The following is a 15,563-nucleotide window of genomic DNA, read 5'->3' as shown; positions in this document are numbered from 1 at the left end:
GACACTCGCCTGGGAAACCCCAGCCCAGCGACTCGCTAAGCTCCTGACCAAAGCCAGTTGATCAACCGGTGTTGCGACGACCCCTCGAATGCGCCGGGTCTGGGCGGGGGCGTTTTGGCTGGTGGAACCTAGGGGATTCGAACCCCTGACACACGGCTTGCAGAGCCGATCATGAACCCCTGGCCCGACCTGGCGACCCGCTGGCCTGGGCCTCCTCGGCGATCTCCCCATAGTTGACCGTGAGTTCCCCTTGATTACCCCCTCGGCACGCAACGGGCACGCCGGACGATCTGCCGCTCCGCAAGGTGGAGTGACCAAGACGAGCACTAACCCCTACGTGACCAGCGGACAGACGGCCTCACCGCACACGAACGGGGCCGCCCGTTCCGTGATTGTTCCGCGCGGTGTCGGGCTGCTGTCGCGTGGCGCCCGGCTTCGTGATTGCCCGGGGCGTGCGGCGTAGCCGCTGTTGTTCCCCCACCTTCCTTCCCCCGGCCCCGACGAGACCTGTACTTAGCGACGGACAAGTTCCGTCAAGGGTGGCCGCAGGCCATCACGTAGTGACGCCGTAGGCGCCCTTGACGGGTTCTGGCCGTCGCCATCCTCGACGGATCGGGGTCGGGGGAGCCCCGCACCCTTCCAGGCCAGCTTTGGACTTCTCTCGGGCGAGGTCTTCTATACAGTCGTCATCGGAGACTTGGACCACTGTGAGGCTGCTTTGGGTACTTGGGGCTACGGGCCCTTCGATAGCGACTACGCCGAAGATTTTCTGGAGGATCTGGCAGGGGTGGACGACATCGTTGGTCGCCTGCGCGAGGTTATGTCACGGGTCGCCGATGCGCCCGGGCCGGTGGATTCGATTGAAGGCGATGACGCGGTGGTGGCCGCAGCGTTGACCGCTGTCCGGTCCGGGGGCATGGTCGTGGATTCGGAGACCGCAGGAGACTTGGTGGACCTCGTGTTCCTGTGCTCGGAGGATCTTCGGTCACTGGCCGCACGGACGTTCGATAAATTGCTCAACCCCGTCGAGAACGAGTGGTACGGCTTGTGGGCTTTGTCGAACGGAATCGACCAGGTGGCGGCGGAGTTCGAGCCTTACAGACAGGCGCTATCGGAGCGATGACGGGGGCATTCGTGCTGCCTCGGTGCGTGTGATGTCTGGGCGGCGGCGCGCCCCTGTCACAGCCGTTCGCCGGCAGGTACGGCGGACGCGTCGCGATGCGCGGCCGGGCGCGGCCGTCCGATGACCGGCGCCCACGCCGCACCCTCCGGGCGGCCTGGCGCGGAGCCGCGCAGCGGCCTGAGCGCCGCCGCCCCTTGAGTGCGATGGCCAAGGCTGAACTCAAGAAGACGAAGCGATCGGGCACGCAACGGGCATGGAAGCGAAAGAAGCGATCGTGAGAGACGAGAGCCCAGGTCAGGACATGGCGTCCGACCTGGGCTTTTTCGTGTGTGGAGCCTAGGGGATTCGAACCCCTGACACCCGGCTTGCAAAGCCGGTGCTCTACCAACTGAGCTAAGGCCCCTGGTCTTCTGTTGCTTGACCTGCGGTGACTGCCGATCGGCGTGACCGGTGACGATCGTACACCGTGGGAGGAGCGGTGGTTTCCAGGCCGGGCGGCCGTCGAGACCCTCGGCGGCTTACTGGTCCTCGGGACAACGGCGGCCAGCCGGGCGGGGGCGGTGCCATGGTTGCATCGGCCGGGAGTTACGCCTCCAGTTTCAGTCACGTCGCGAACGTCGTCAGGCGGGGTCCGCTGCACGCAGCGGCAGGAGGATGAAGCAGCCCACGTGGCGGGGTGGCGCAAGGTGGGGTTTCTTGGTGCGCCCGCTGAGTTCGGCTTCCTTGGCCAGGGCCAGGTCATGTCGCGCCTCACGAGGAGCGCGGGATAGGGCCCGCACCGGTCCGCGCCATCATGGTTCGGCCCTGGTCAGAACGGCTGGCTGAGACGGCTGCCGCGACTGGTCTGGCGCGGGGCTGGGAGGAGTCGACCCCCGGTTCATACCTTCGAAGGAATTGTTGCTATTCCTGGTGGAGGCCACGATCCTCACTCATGGATACGCGACTCGGGATTTTGCTCCCCACCAACCGGTCTCAGTGGGATGACGCTCGCCGTTTGGTCGACTTCGCCGTCCAGGCCGAACTTCTCGGCTACGACTCGGTTTGGGCCAACGACACGCTGCTCGGCCCGCGGATCGAACCGCTGGCCATGCTCGCCGCCCTCTCGTCGGCGACCGAACGCGTCACGCTGGGGACGGCCGCGCTCCTGCCCGCCTTCCGCCGTCCGGTGATGGCGGCCCAGGCGCTCGCGTCCATCGACCACCTCTCCGCGGGACGCCTGGTAGTCACCGTGGGTGCGGGATTTCCCGGCCGGTCGGAGATCGAGTATGCGGTGTCCGAGGTGCCGTGGGAGCGCCGTTTCGGACGGTTGGACGACACCGTGGCGCTGTGGCGAGCACTGTGGTCTGGCCAACGTGCCTTCCACGGCACGGTGCTGCACTACGACGATTTGCCTGAATCCACACCTTCTTACCGGCCCGGCGGGCCGCCGATCTGGCTGGGCGGGGCGAGCCCGTCGGCGTTGGAGCGCACCGGACGGCTCTACGACGGATGGCTGCCCTACCCGCCCGACCCCGCCGACTACCGGACGGGCCTCGCGGCAGTACGGTCGGCGGCTGCGACGGCGGGCCATTCAGAGGACGCGGTCGACCCGGCGCTGTTCGTCACGGTGTTGATCAGCGAGGAACCGGAAGGCTTGGAACGGCGGCTCGACTCGTACTGCCGATCTACCTACGGGCTGCCCTACGAGACGGTGCGGACCGTCCAGGCGATCGTCGCAGGTCCGGCCGAGCACGTGGCCGCCACCTTGGGCCGTTACGCGAAGGCAGGCGCGGAGCACCTCGTCTGCCGCATCGCCGCGCCGTCCCTCGACACCCAACTCGACCAGCTGGAGCTCATCGCCAAGGTCATCCGCCCTGCACTGCAAATCCCCTCGCGAGCTTGAGGGGAGCCCGGTTCTCGCACTCGACGGCTGCGTTGTGACGTTCTCGCACGTGCAGGGCCTGATCGTCCGCACGGGACGCGTTCCCCGGAGACTGACCGCTGACGCGTGGTCAGGGAGCGGTGAGGAGGCGGACTTGCGCGGCTGGACCTCGGCGTCTGCCATCGGGCTGGTGCGCCTTGTCGAAGGACCGGCGGCTACCCGTGGTCGGCGTTGACGGGGGTGCGGAGGAGGAGGTCGGGCAGGGAGGCGACGGTGGGGAGGACGTGGGTGGCGCCGGCGGCGAGGAGGCGGTCGTGGTCGTGGGCGCCGGTGAGGACGCCCGCGACGATGGACGCGCCGGAGCGGCGGCCGCACAGCATGTCGCCTGCCGTGTCACCGCAGACGGCGATCTGACGGACATCGTCCACACCGAGGCGCAGGGCCGCGGTCAGGACGAGGTCGGGCCACGGCCGGCCGCGCGGGACGTCCTCGGGGCAGAGCGTCAGGTCGGCGCGGTCCCACCAGCCGAGGGTGTCGAGGACGCGGGCCTGCGTGCCGCGGCCGAAGCCCGTGAGCAGGCACACGCGGACACCGGCGCCGCGCAGCCTCGTCAGAGCGTCATCGGCGCCGGGCACGGGTGCCAGGCCGCGCCGGTCGATGAGGTCGTGGTAGGACCGCTCGAACGCCAGGTGCGCGGCCTGGGCGCGGGGTTCGTCGAAGAGCGAGCGAAAGATGCCGATCTTCGATCCGCCGCGCGCGTCGCGGAAGCGGGCGAGGGCACGGTCATAGGACGCCGTGCCGGAGACGATCCCCAAAGTGGCGATCGCCTCGGCGAAGGCGGCCTCGACGGTGTCGCCGTCCGCGACGGTGGTCCCGGCGAGATCGAGGCAGGCGACGGTGATCGGCTCTGCTTCGTTCACGCCGGGGCCTGTCGCCGGCGTGTCAGTTGTCGGACGACGTGGCCTCGGTCCACAGGTCCAGCTCGGCGCGGTCCTGCTGGAGCTTGCGCCAGACGGCGAAGCCACCGAGTGCGACGACGGCGAGGACGAGCAGCTTCTTCACGGTGGGACCCCTTCACCTTCGACTATCAAGTCAGAGCCCGGGAACGGCTCATCAGTGTCTGATTCCCCCAGGCTCTCCGCAGCCTAGCAACCGCGGCCGGGCGATCAGCACCTAAGGGCCCCTCACGGACGGCACATTCGAAGAAGCCTCGCATTTCACCCTCTCGTCGGAACGCCGGAACGGCCGCATAATCCGGGTGGACGACCTTCGGGAGTGCCGATGGCAGAAGACGACTTCCGGCGCTGGGAGCGCGAACTGGAGCCGGACGCCCCTGACGAGGGGTCGTCCGGGGCTCGCGGGCTGGTGCTGGTCGCGGGGCTGACCGCCACGGCCTGCGCGGCCGTGATCGCGTTGGGCGACGTGCCGCTCGGCACGGCCGGGCTGGTGCTCTCGTCGGTCATTCTGCTGCTGTGGCGCATCGGAATGTGATCCGCCATCATCTCGGCATGGATCTGCGCGGAGCGAACGTCCTGCTGACCGGCGCGACCGGCGGAATCGGCCAGGCGCTGGCGAGGGCCCTCGCGGGTCGCGGCGTCCGGCTGGTGCTGACGGGGCGCCGGGCCGACGTCCTGGAACCGCTGGCAGAGCGGCTCGGCGGCCGCGCCATCGTCGCCGACCTGGCTGATCGGGCGACGGCCGAGAGCCTCCTGGACGAGGCGGGCCGGGTGGACGTGCTGGTCGCGAACGCGGCGCTGCCGGCGTCCGGGCTGCTCTCGGAGTACTCGATCGGGGAGATCGACCGGGCGCTGGACGTGAACCTTCGGGCGCCGATCGTGATGGCGAAGCTCGCCGCCGCGCAGATGGCCGATCGTGGCCGCGGCCACCTGGTCTTCGTATCGTCACTGTCCGGTAAGACGGCATCCGGGCACGCTTCCCTCTACAACGCGACGAAGTTCGGTATGCGGGGATTCGCCCTGGCCCTGCGTGAGGACCTGCGCCCGCACGGCGTCGGCGTCTCGACGGTCTTCCCCGGCTTCATCCGGGACGCGGGCATGTTCGCCGAGGCCGGGGTGACCCTGCCCAGGGGGGTCGGGACGCGGTCGCCCCGGGACGTGGCGCGCGCGACCGTCCGGGCCGTCGAGCGCGACATCGCGGAGATCGACGTGGCGCCGCTCGGGCTGAGGATCGGCGCGCGGATCGGCGGGGTCGCGCCGGTCCTGTCGGCCGCCGTGCAGCGGCGCGCGGGCGGGCACCGGATCTCGCAGGGCCTCGCGGACGGGCAGCGCGGCAAGCGGTAGCGACAAATCGGGATCTTCCGGCGATAATCCGGGCGGGCCCGCTTGATCAGCGGGACGAGCCGGCGCAGCGCCCGGGCCGTACCCCGCCCGCCGCACGCGCCCCCGCGCGAGGAGGGTCTGCGCATGTGGACGGGCAGGAATATCGTGATCGGGACGGCCGCCGCGGCCACCCTGACGCTGGTGGCGGTGCCCGCGCGGGCGGCCGAACCGGCGGACGCGACCGTGGTGCCGGTGCAGGTCACCGGCGACCCAGCGAAACGCTTCAACCTGGTGGTACTGGGGGACGGCTATACGGCGGCGGACATGCCGAAGTTCCGCGCGCACCTTGCCAAGCACCTCAACGACCTGTGGACGATCGAGCCGTTCAAGTCGTATCGCAGCTACATCAACGTGTACGCGGTGGAGATTCCGTCAGGTGAGTCCGGCGTGAGCTGTGACGCGGCGTTGTCCTCACCGCGCCGCAACACTCCATTGAGTATGGCCTTCTGGAGCGGCTGCAGAGATGACGGCATTCAGCGTCTCCTTGTCATGAACTCTGCGGCCGCCAAGACATATGCGGACCTCGTCCAAGGCACGACTGTAGGAAACCGTCAGATCCTCGCGCTCGCTAACAGCGACACCTACGGCGGCGCAGGCGGCGCCTATGCGACGGCGTCCGGTGGGAACGCGATGTCGGCTCTCATAGCGCCGCACGAACTCGGCCACTCGCTGGGTGGGCTGGACGACGAGTACGACTACTACCAGCGGGGCGTCCCGGGCGGGACGTACACCGGTCCTGAGCCCGGCTCCATCCACCACACGCTTCTGACCGAAGACGCGATGAAGGCGCAGAAGCAGAAGTGGTGGCGATGGCTCGGCGAGCGGAGCGAGGCCGGGGGCACCATCGGACGGTACGAGGGTGGCCTCTACTCAAGTAAGGGCGTGTGGAGGCCGAGCCAGCACTCGATGATGAAAACGCTCGGCTACTACTACGACCAGGTCGCCCGAGAACGGATGACCCAGCGGATCTCAGGCAAGGTCAACCTCGTCCAGGCGAACACACCCACGAATGCCCCGGTGGGCGACGACCGTGTGCTGTGGGTCGAAACGATGCATCCGACCGGCCACTCGTTGTCCGTCGCATGGACGGTCGATGGGAAGGCCGTCGGCCGGGGCGCGAACCTTGACCTGTCCAGGCTGCACCTACGGAAGGGCAAGCACACGGTCGAGGCGACGGTCACCGACCCCACCGGCTTCGTCCGGGACCCTGCCGTCCGGTCATCCGCCGCGCTCACGCAGGTGCGTACCTGGACGGTCGACACCGGCATGACCACCTCACCCGAGAACGTGCCTGCCGACTTCAGCTCGTCCACTCCAATCGACAAGCCCGTGGGAGGCGATTCCGTCGTCTACGTGGAGACGACCCACCCGGTGCAGAGCGCGCCGAAGGTGAAATGGGTGCTGGACGGGCGGCCTGTACGCGGTAGTGACCGAGACATCGATCTCGGACGGTTCCGCTTGGCGAAGGGCACGCACACGCTCGTCGCACGGGTCGGCTCCAAGACCCGCACCTGGACGATCGACGCGCAGGCGCCGACAGTGGCGTACGAGCTGTCCAAGGCAGCACAGAGCCAGGTTCGTCCTGGACGGACGCCCGAGTACGTCTTCGACGGGCCCTTCGCCATGCGGCTCACCGGCGCGGACGACCGTCCAGGCGTGGTCGTCTCGGAGTTCCGCGTGGACGGCGACGGCTGGTTCAACTACTTCGGCTGGCCGACCGACTCGTCCGCTCCCTGGCTGTTCACTGAGAACGGCACGGTCATCGACAGCCTCACCTACGGCAAGCTCGGGAAAGGCCGCCACACCATCGAGTACCGCGCGATCGACCCGGCGGGCAACGTCGGCAAGCCTGGCAGGTTCATCGCCACTCTCCGCTGACCCCTGGCACCCGACCATCTCACCGCACTCTGCTACCGGCCATCGGGCCTCTTCCACGCGACCCACCGTCCCCCGCGCCCGGCGACGACATCGTCGGCACCGCACGACCATGGCCGCCTGGAAGCGCACCGCCGCCTGCCGACCTGGTCCCCCAACTCGGGGCCAGGTCGGCCCGGCCTCGATCAGCGGCGGGGCAAGCTGGGTGCGGGTCGGGTGATGAGGTACCAGGTTCCGGCCTTGAGGACGACGCCGAGGGGAGACGATCGGCGACTGATCGGGGCGGGATCGTCCAGTGTCCCGGTCAACTGACGCTGCCAGAGGGCCTCGAACTGGCGTCGGGGATTTTCAACGTTCAGGGGCAGGCTTCACGGCAGGTTCCGGAGCGTGGGTGGTGGCGCCGGCGTCGAGCAGGGGCGTGGGGGCGGCGGCGTCAGGCAGGGGCGCGGCGGCGGGAGCCGGGGAGCGGCGCGCGGTGGCGAGGACGGAGCCGCCGAGGATCAGCACGAAGGACGCGATGATCGTCCCGGTGAGGGGCTCGCCGAGCAGGACGACGCCGGCCGCGACCGCCACGGCCGGGTTCACGTAGGTGAACACCATGCCCCGGGAGGTGCCGACCTCCCGGATGAGCTCGAAGAACACGATGAACGCCAGCGCCGTGCAGACCAGGCCGAGGGTGATGAGCGCGGCGAGGACGCGCCCGCCGGGCATGGCGCTCGGCCAGGTGGCGATCGCCGGACCGGTGTAGGCGAGCGCGGCGATCGCCAGCGAGAACGCGGCCATCTGGAGGCTCGGGAGGTCCTGGAGGCGCCGGGTGGCGATCATCGGGGCGATGGCGTACCCGACCGCGACCAGCATGACCTCGCCGATCGCCCAGGTGCTGCCGCCGCCGAGGTGCGGCCCGGCGAGCACGCCGACGCCCGCCAGGCCGACCAGCAGCCCCGCCCACCGGAGCGGTCCGAGCCGCTCGGCGTCCCCGGTGAGCCGGGCGAGCACCACGCCGATGATCGGGACGGCGGCGATGAGCAGCCCCGTCATGGAGCTGGTCAGCCGGTTCTCGGCGTCCGACAGCAGCGCCCACGGGCCGAGGATCTCCACGGCGGTGAACAGCAGGAGCGGGCGCCAGTGCCGGCGGACCACGTCCAGCCGCCCGGCCCTGACCGCCAGCGGCAGCAGGATGAGCGCGCCGAGCGCCGTGCGGGTGAACACCACCATGGGGACCGAGACGCTCTCGACCGCCACCTTGATCAGCAGATAGGGGATGCCCCACAGCACGCCCATCAGCGCGAACAGCATCCAGCCGCGGCGACTCAACCCGACCTCCGTTCTCGACCGCCCCCGCCCGGGCCGCCTTCCGCCCCCGAGACCTTCGCGGGGCCGGGCACGTTGGCGATCGGCGCGGGCACCCGGGGTCCGACCCGGGACGGACGTTCAGAATGAGGGTCGGCGAGATGTGCTGTCTTGAACGCTGTTGCGGTAAACGCCCGGGGTGACGCCCAGCACGCGCCGGAACCAGCGGGTGAGATGCGCCTGGTCGGCGAACCCGACGAGCGTCGCCGCCTCGGCCGGACGGTGTCCCGCGTCCAGCAGCGCCCGGGCCCGGGCGACCCGGTGCTGGGCGAGCCACGCGTAGGGCGGCATGCCCATCGCGTCCCGGAAGGCGCGCAGCAGCTGGTAGCGCGACAACCCCAGGTCGGTGGCGACTTCGGCGAGCGTCGGCGGGGCGACCAGCTCGTCGGACAGGCGGTTCGCGACCGTCCTCGCGATGCGTCCGGCTTCGGCCCCGCGGTGGGCCGGGACCGCCTTGGGGCCGGACGCCGCATGCCGCCGGACGAGCGCGCCCAGCACGCCGAGCAGCCGCGACTCGCCCTCGAGCGGGTCGGACCCGAGCCTCAGGGCGTGGTGGGCGAGGCGCAGCGCCTCGCCGAGCCCCCGGTCATCGATGATCGGGTTCGTGAAGTGCGGTTCGGCCGGGACCGGGCCGGGCTCCGCGGTCGTCGCCGCGCCCAGCAGTTCGGCGGCGGGATAGAGGCACAGGTACGCGAACCCCTCTGGGCGCGCCGGACCGCCGGTGTGCGCCTCGCCCGGCTCGACCACGACGACGCTGCCGGCCGCCGAGTAGATCCTCTCGCCCCGGTAGAGCATGGTCTCCGTGCCGTCGACGGTGACGCCGATGGCGTACTCGTCGTGGGTGTGCGGCGCGTAGTGGCGGCTGCCGATGCGGGCCGTCAGCAGATCGAGCGGCGCGCCCTGGATGCCGCCCACTCGCGTCCACAGCGTCCGGTCGACTCCGCGGGCGCCGGGCGGGACCCCGCCGTCCGGACGCCGGTCAGGCCGAGAAGACGTGCCGGAGCCGCCAGCGGTCCTCGTCACGGCCGAGCTCCACGACGGCCACGCCATCCGCGCCGGTGACCCGGAACCGGTAGACCCTGCCCTCCCGGGCCGATCCGTAGGTCTTCAGCACCGCGTCGACCGCGTAGCGCGTCCCCCGCCACTCGTACGCGGTGAGCCGCCCCGCCGGGTCGTGCTCGGCTCGGACCGGCTCGTTCAGCAACTGCCCCATGCGGGGAGAGTAGCACGCGTTCGAACAAATGTTCGCAGGTCGGAGAGGCCTTCCCGCGCGGCCGGGCACCGCCTCCGGGCCGATCGGGGCGCGAAATCCACCGTGCCGCCGGGCGTGGCGCACCGCTCGCCTCCATGGCGCCGAGCCGAATCACGCGGGTCATGAACAGACCAACGGCAATCACCCCCGACCTCATCCCGATCACGCAGTCGCCACCCGCCGGCCCCGCGAGAAACCCCCTCGACGCCGTCGCCGACGCTCGGCGATTCCGAGCCCGCCGAGCAGCGGCCAGGAGAGTGTGGAGCCGTTACGACTGCCGCGCCATGATCGGGCGCGCCGCCGTGTCCGGCGAGGCCTCCAAGGGGAGTTGTCCACAGGTTGTGGGTAACCGTCGCACACACCTCCCTCATCGTCGCAGCAGGGCGTTCCGGGGTCGCGTCCACAGGCGGATCCCCAGAACAGCCGGGCTTTCCACGGTCCGGACGGCGCATCGGCCGCCGCCCTTCTCATCCTGGCCGAGGTCGCGCGTCCGTCCACAGAATCCACAACCTGTGGATAACTCTCGTGCACAACCTGGGTACGACCGCGCGGATCCGCGTCCACATTCTTCCCCAGCCCGCCCCCAACCCGCGTGCTCAGTTGTCCACGTCGTGGAAAAGCCGCTGACCAGCGGAAGAACCCCCTCTGCGCCGACCTTCTCCACACCCCGTTCACACCCTGTGGGCGAATTCTCTCCACAGCCCCACCGCACCGGTGGACAGAGTTGCCCACAACAATCCCCAACCGCGTCCCCAACGTCGCCCCCCACCAGGGGCGACACGAGGGTGAACGTCCTCCCGGCCCCACACCGGCCGCCGGCCCGGCGGTCGCACGCGGGACGATCAACATCGAGTGGCCCCACGCCAGGGCCCTCACCCGCGCGGGTCCGGTCAGCGCGCGTCTCCGGTCGATGAAGCCGGACCGTCGACGGGGACGGCGGCTTCGAGGTCGGCCAGGCGGCCGAGGTCGTCGGCCAGCTCGGACGGGTCGGCCGGCCCGATCGCGCGGGCCTCGGCCACGAGGGCGCGGACGAGAGGCCATTCCTCCAGGTGGGCGGCCGCGTCGGCGCGCAGGACCAGAGCTTTCAGACGCTCGGACGGGGACAGCGCCTCACCGGAGCGCAGGAGCCGGTCGAGGATCCGGGAAGCGGCGAGGTGGTCCCCCTTCGACTCGCCCAGGAGCGCGGCCATGTGGAATGCCCGGGCCACCTTCTCCTCCGGGATGGGCGCGTGCCGCGTGTCGTCCGAGATGGCCTGGCCGATGCGGAGCTGGAGCCCGTCCGGGTCGCTGAGCAGGAACTGCCGGACGCCGTACGACATGTCCCGCAACGCGCTCAGCCGAGGAAGCCCCCGGGTCGGGACCCGGCCGAGGGCCTCGCGGAGCCCGCCGCGAAATGCCTCATACAGGTCGTCCACCTCCGTCGTGGTGATGTAGCACATGTTCATGGACGCGGCCGGATCGTGCTTCTTCCACCCGAAGAACTGCAGTTCGACGTCGCCGCGCCGGACCGCGAGGTACGGGTTGGGACGCGTCTGCCAGGTGGTCTGCTCGAATCCGAGCGCCCGGTAGAAGTCCCAGGTCGACTGGATCGACCGGCACGGAAAGATCGGAATCGCCTTCTCACCCATGGTCGGGAGCGTAGAAAAGACAAGGGAGTTTAGTCAAGTTTGACTACATGCGATCCTGGTGACGATGAGCTGGTCGCCAGGCGCGAACCGCCGAGGTGGGGAATGATGTGCGTCATCGCGATCATGCGCCCGCCGCCCATGGGCGCACTTCACGGCGCGGGGACCGGAGGAGTCCACGAAGATCGGTCTCACCGTCCGGCGGGCGCCACTCCCGGGAGTGGCGACATCCCATCGCCAGAGTTTTCCACAGGCTGTGGAAAGGGAGGCATTCGTGGACTTCAACGAGCACACTGCGACGCGGGCCGTCCAGGACAGTTTCCGCGACACTCCCGACCCGCGACTCCGCGAACTGCTGGAGGCGCTCACCCGCCACCTGCACGCGTTCGTAGGCGAGGTGCGGCCGTCGATCCACGAGTGGGAAAAGGCGATCGGCTTCCTCACTGCGGTCGGCCAGACCTGTACCGACACCCGCCAGGAGTTCGTCCTACTGTCCGACGTCCTGGGCGTCTCCATGCTGGTGGAGACGCTGAACGAGAACGAGGAAGGGACAGAGAGCACCGTCCTGGGCCCGTTCCACATGGTCGAGTCGCCCCCGCGCACGCTCGGCGACAGCATCGACCTCGTCGGTGAGGCACCGCCGTGCGTGGTGGCTGGTCGTGTCCTGAGCAGCGACGGGACGCCCCTGCCTGACGCGGAGGTGGACGTCTGGCAGTGCAACGACAAGGGGTTCTACGACGTCCAGCAACCGGGGATCCAACCGTCCGGGAACGGGCGTGGCCTTTTCCACACCGACTCCGAGGGCCGGTTCCGGTTCCGGACCGTCCTGCCCAGCCATTACCCGATCCCGACGGACGGCCCGATCGGACGGTTCCTGGAGGCCACCGGACGCCATCCCTACCGGCCGGCGCACATCCATTTCATCGTGCGCGCGGGCGGCCACACCCCACTGACCACCCACGTCTTCGTGGCTGGAAGTCCCTACCTGGACTCGGACGCGGTCTTCGCGGTCAAACAGAGCCTCATCGTCGATTTCACCGAGTCGGACGACGAGGAGGCGGCCGCCCGGAACGGCGTCCAAGCCCCATTCCGCCACGCCGAGTTCGATCTCATCCTGAGCCGAGACCCCGTGTGACCTGCCCCGCGCGTCTCGGCATCGCCGCGCGCCACGGGTCAGCCGCATGATCGCGACTCATGCCCGGCGATGTGACAGGGTTCGAGTCGAACACCGCCCTCACCTCCATCGCCAACTCCGCAAAAGTTATCCACAGTCTGTGGAGAACTGCCCTTCTTATCTGGATAACCGTCTCCGGGCCGCGTAGCCCTCGTTCCGCAAGGCGCCCGTGCCGCCGCCCGTATCGGCCATTGAGAAGCCCGCCTGACCAGCGCCTTCCAGCCCCGTCGCGCGCACCATCGCCCATGCGCCGCCGGCCTCCGCCAATCGGAACCCACGTTTTGCCCCATCCCAGGCCAAGAGAGCATCACCCATGGTTTGCGACGGACCGCGCATTGGGGACTTTCAGGGCATCCCGACAGATCGCGCGGGTGGTCGGCACGCCGGGAACCGCCTCAACACAGCGACCACGCATCCTCCTGCTCCCGGCAGCAGGGGACACAACGGGGGAAAACATGAGCGACCTGATCGCCGTCGCCTACGACGACCTGCCTCACGCCGAGCAGGCGCGCGAGAAGCTGGTCCAGTTGCACAAGGAGCACATCATCGAGCTGGCCGACGTCGTCATCGTCGAGCGCAAGCAGGACGGCAAGATCAAGCTCCATCAGGCTCGCAACCTCGTCGCGGGCGGCGCCCTCGGCGGCGCCGCGTGGGGCGGGCTGATCGGGCTCATCTTCTTCATGCCGCTGCTCGGCATGGCCATCGGCGGCGCCACCGGGGCGGCCATGGGCTCCGCGGCCGACACGGGCATCGACGACGACTTCATGCGCAACCTCGGCGACCAGCTGCCGCCCGGCGCCGCGGCCGTGTTCGTCCTGATCGACAAGCGCAATCCCGAGAAGGCCGTCCCGGAGATGGCACCGCTGGGCGGCAGGCTCATCCAGACCTCGCTGTCCCCCGAGCAGGAGGAGCACCTGCGCGAGGCCGTCAAGGCCGCTCGCGCGCCCCAGCCCGCCTGAGAATCCGATCCGGCGGCGGCAGGCCCGCTCGCCGGCACGGGGCCATGCCACGCCGAACAGAGGCCGGTTTCGAGCCACTCGAAACCGGCCTCTGGCCGAGCAAGACCCGTAAAGGCCGCCGCCTGGCGACAAAGGCTGATGGGCGAACTGATCCGCACTAGCCTCGTCGCGTGAGTGATGACGTCCAGCAGGTTCAGCCGCTCGACTCTGGGATAGCCGAAGAGTGGATACGCAAGACAGATGAGCCGGACCTGCGCGCGGTCTCGGCCTCCAGACTTCGAGCCGGCCCGCTGTGGAACGTCAGCGCTTTGGTCATGGAGTTCATCCGTACCGACCCTCTCGAATCCGAACTGCGCCGCCGGATCGCAGACGCGCTTAACGGCGTCAGCGGCGTCACCAGTGTCGAGGAGGAGGACCGGGAAGTGTGGACAGTGACCGGCACTCCAACGGGCAAAGCGCTGGTAGAAGCAGTAGCCCGGGTAGTGGACGACCTAGCACCGCAGACTCGCGACGCTCTCTAGCCCACGTCACCACGACGCCCATCTCCAGGCGGGCTCGTGACGTTGATCGGGAAATTGCGGGTGTGGCAGGCTCACGCAATGATTGTCGAGCTGGCTCCCGGCTTTCTGAACTGGGACGAGGTGGACCCTTCCCGCCATCCGTTCGACCGCCCGTCCGCGGCGCGGGTGGTGAGGTCTCTCGGTCCGGCCCAACGTGTCCCCCGCCGTCCCGACGTGCCCCTCACCGACCCCGCGATGAGCGAGTGGGCAGACGGAGAGGCCGAGATGTGGGCTACCGCGATGTCGCACGCCCTGGCCGAGCGCTACGGCCGCTGGGCCGTCGGCTGGCGCTGGGCCCACGCCGAAGGTGACTTCGACGGCGGGCCCGTAGGCAGCTGGTGCTGTCCGCGGGACTCGGTCACCACACCCGAGGAGACCCTGACCCGTGTGGTCGCGGCACTGTGCGAGTGGCGCGGGTGGCTGGAGCGCCTTGCCGGCTGGTTCGAGACCTACCCGCTGGAGCCGGCCACGGCCGCGGACCAGCGGGTCCTGTGGGAGCGGGCGACCCGCAACCTGATCGATCAGGTCGTTGATCAGACCGGCTGCGGAAGCGGCTGGTACGGGCACTGCCACCAGGTCCTCACCTGGTTCCTCAGCCGCTGGCATGTGGCGGCCGGCGTCGCGAAGGAGATGGTCGACCAGGCGATCGGTGGCCGCTTCGACAGCTGGACCAGCCCCGACACGGTCCTGGTCGACGACGTCGCGGAGCGACTCGCCCTGTCGGTACGTCCTGACGTCGCCCTGAACCCCGCCGAAGCCGCACCGGACCATCTGGAACGCTGGCTAGCGGTACGTGCCTCCGTGCCCTGGCAGGACGCCGCAGAGAGCGGCTCCGACGAGCCGGTGACGCCGTCCCGAGATGGCGCCGCGGAGAGCATCCACGCCTTCGACGGTGCCATAGACCCAGCCCGTGCCGAAGGGCTCCTGACCGCTCTGGAACGGGCCCGGGCGGACGCGGCGCAGGACGCACCCCTCACTCTCGAACGGCTGTGCGACTGGCAGCAGCGCGTCCTCGGAGTGCCGCAGCCACCCCTGTTCCGGAACTCGGTCGCTTTCGCCAAAGGGGGACGGGAACGCTACGGCATCGCCCCTGACACTCCCGCCCGCCTCGAAGCCTGCCTCGCAGAGAGCGCGTCCGACGGCCGGCGGCCGCTTCCCCTGATCGCCCGCGCGGCACGCGCCTACCTCGACGTCTGCTTCTTCCACCCCTTCGATGACGGCAACGCCCGTGCCGGTTTCCTCACCCTCATCTTCGTCCTCGCCCGCGAAGGCGTCGCACTCGACGACGTGAGGCTGCTCCGGCGCGTCAGCTTCCAAGCCGACAGCCCTCAAGACCCGCTGACCCTCATCCGGTACATCGATCTCCACCTCGCGCAGACCCGGCAGAGGGCCGCGTCCCATGGCCGGGCCACGGACTGAACAAGGAAGGTGCCCCGGCCGTCGAG

At 69.7% G+C, this 15,563-nt stretch carries 15 protein-coding genes and 1 tRNA gene; 9 read left to right on the top strand and 7 right to left on the bottom strand.

Features of this window, described 5'->3' with window-relative positions; all coding sequences use genetic code 11:
• The first annotated feature begins 697 nt into the window (after positions 1-697).
• The gene (locus tag AB0C84_RS24405; protein ID WP_361070354.1) at positions 698-1,123 is read left to right on the top strand and encodes a DUF4259 domain-containing protein; all 426 of its coding nucleotides are present in this window, start codon (positions 698-700) and stop codon (positions 1,121-1,123) included.
• 330 nt (positions 1,124-1,453) lie between these two features.
• Here the strand turns inward: AB0C84_RS24405 and AB0C84_RS24400 are convergent.
• A tRNA-Ala gene (locus tag AB0C84_RS24400) sits at positions 1,454-1,526 on the bottom strand.
• 528 nt (positions 1,527-2,054) lie between these two features.
• Between AB0C84_RS24400 and AB0C84_RS24395 the strand changes: the two genes are divergently transcribed.
• Positions 2,055-3,005, top strand: a complete 951-nt coding sequence (locus tag AB0C84_RS24395; protein ID WP_361070351.1) for an LLM class flavin-dependent oxidoreductase — start codon at positions 2,055-2,057, stop codon at positions 3,003-3,005.
• Positions 3,006-3,199: 194 nt separating this feature from the next.
• On the opposite strand, the gene AB0C84_RS24390 is transcribed toward AB0C84_RS24395, so the two are convergent.
• Positions 3,200-3,904 (bottom strand): HAD family hydrolase, encoded by a 705-nt coding sequence (locus AB0C84_RS24390; RefSeq protein ID WP_361070348.1) that lies wholly within the window; start codon positions 3,902-3,904, stop codon positions 3,200-3,202.
• A gap of 22 nt (positions 3,905-3,926) precedes the next feature.
• Positions 3,927-4,046 carry a DLW-39 family protein gene (locus AB0C84_RS24385; protein ID WP_021592723.1) on the bottom strand — a complete coding sequence of 40 codons (120 nt, stop codon included), beginning with the start codon at positions 4,044-4,046 and terminating at the stop codon, positions 3,927-3,929.
• A 219-nt stretch (positions 4,047-4,265) separates the two neighbouring features.
• Between AB0C84_RS24385 and AB0C84_RS24380 the strand changes: the two genes are divergently transcribed.
• The 3 genes from AB0C84_RS24380 (at position 4,266) to AB0C84_RS24370 (ending at position 7,201) form a co-directional block, all read left to right on the top strand.
• Complete coding sequence (locus tag AB0C84_RS24380) at positions 4,266-4,475, top strand: hypothetical protein (protein WP_361070345.1); 210 nt, start codon at positions 4,266-4,268, stop codon at positions 4,473-4,475.
• Between the two features lie 17 nt (positions 4,476-4,492).
• Entirely contained in the window at positions 4,493-5,284 is a 792-nt protein-coding gene (locus AB0C84_RS24375) for an SDR family NAD(P)-dependent oxidoreductase (RefSeq protein ID WP_361070342.1), read from the top strand.
• A gap of 123 nt (positions 5,285-5,407) precedes the next feature.
• Positions 5,408-7,201: a M64 family metallopeptidase gene (locus tag AB0C84_RS24370; RefSeq protein ID WP_361070339.1), complete on the top strand. Its 1,794-nt coding sequence runs from the start codon at positions 5,408-5,410 to the stop codon at positions 7,199-7,201.
• A gap of 345 nt (positions 7,202-7,546) precedes the next feature.
• On the opposite strand, the gene AB0C84_RS24365 is transcribed toward AB0C84_RS24370, so the two are convergent.
• The 4 genes from AB0C84_RS24365 to AB0C84_RS24350 all read right to left on the bottom strand — a co-directional run bounded on the left by AB0C84_RS24365 (position 7,547) and on the right by AB0C84_RS24350 (position 11,428).
• Positions 7,547-8,512, bottom strand: coding sequence for a DMT family transporter (locus AB0C84_RS24365; protein WP_361070336.1), 966 nt, complete (start codon positions 8,510-8,512; stop codon positions 7,547-7,549).
• Positions 8,513-8,629: 117 nt separating this feature from the next.
• A complete protein-coding gene (locus AB0C84_RS24360) occupies positions 8,630-9,571 on the bottom strand; it encodes an AraC family transcriptional regulator (protein WP_361070333.1) in 942 nt (313 codons plus the stop codon).
• Positions 9,528-9,761: a hypothetical protein gene (locus AB0C84_RS24355; protein ID WP_361070330.1), complete on the bottom strand. Its 234-nt coding sequence runs from the start codon at positions 9,759-9,761 to the stop codon at positions 9,528-9,530. The genes AB0C84_RS24360 and AB0C84_RS24355 overlap by 44 nt, the downstream gene beginning before the upstream one ends.
• A 929-nt stretch (positions 9,762-10,690) precedes the next feature.
• Entirely contained in the window at positions 10,691-11,428 is a 738-nt protein-coding gene (locus tag AB0C84_RS24350; RefSeq protein ID WP_361070327.1) for a VOC family protein, read from the bottom strand.
• Between the two features lie 271 nt (positions 11,429-11,699).
• On the opposite strand from AB0C84_RS24350, the gene AB0C84_RS24345 reads away from it, so the two are divergent.
• The 4 genes from AB0C84_RS24345 to AB0C84_RS24330 all read left to right on the top strand — a co-directional run bounded on the left by AB0C84_RS24345 (position 11,700) and on the right by AB0C84_RS24330 (position 15,537).
• Entirely contained in the window at positions 11,700-12,560 is an 861-nt protein-coding gene (locus AB0C84_RS24345; RefSeq protein ID WP_361070324.1) for a dioxygenase, read from the top strand.
• Between the two features lie 494 nt (positions 12,561-13,054).
• Positions 13,055-13,558, top strand: coding sequence for a DUF1269 domain-containing protein (locus tag AB0C84_RS24340; RefSeq protein ID WP_361070321.1), 504 nt, complete (start codon positions 13,055-13,057; stop codon positions 13,556-13,558).
• Positions 13,559-13,728: 170 nt separating this feature from the next.
• Entirely contained in the window at positions 13,729-14,079 is a 351-nt protein-coding gene (locus tag AB0C84_RS24335) for a hypothetical protein (RefSeq protein ID WP_361070318.1), read from the top strand.
• 78 nt (positions 14,080-14,157) lie between these two features.
• Positions 14,158-15,537 carry a Fic family protein gene (locus AB0C84_RS24330; RefSeq protein WP_361070315.1) on the top strand — a complete coding sequence of 460 codons (1,380 nt, stop codon included), beginning with the start codon at positions 14,158-14,160 and terminating at the stop codon, positions 15,535-15,537.
• Positions 15,538-15,563: the final 26 nt, after the last annotated feature.

It is taken from the genome of Actinomadura sp. NPDC048955 (assembly GCF_040649435.1).
GTDB classification, from domain to species: Bacteria; Actinomycetota; Actinomycetes; order Streptosporangiales; family Streptosporangiaceae; genus Spirillospora; species Spirillospora luteofluorescens.
This window is presented reverse-complemented; position numbering and strand designations above follow the sequence as displayed.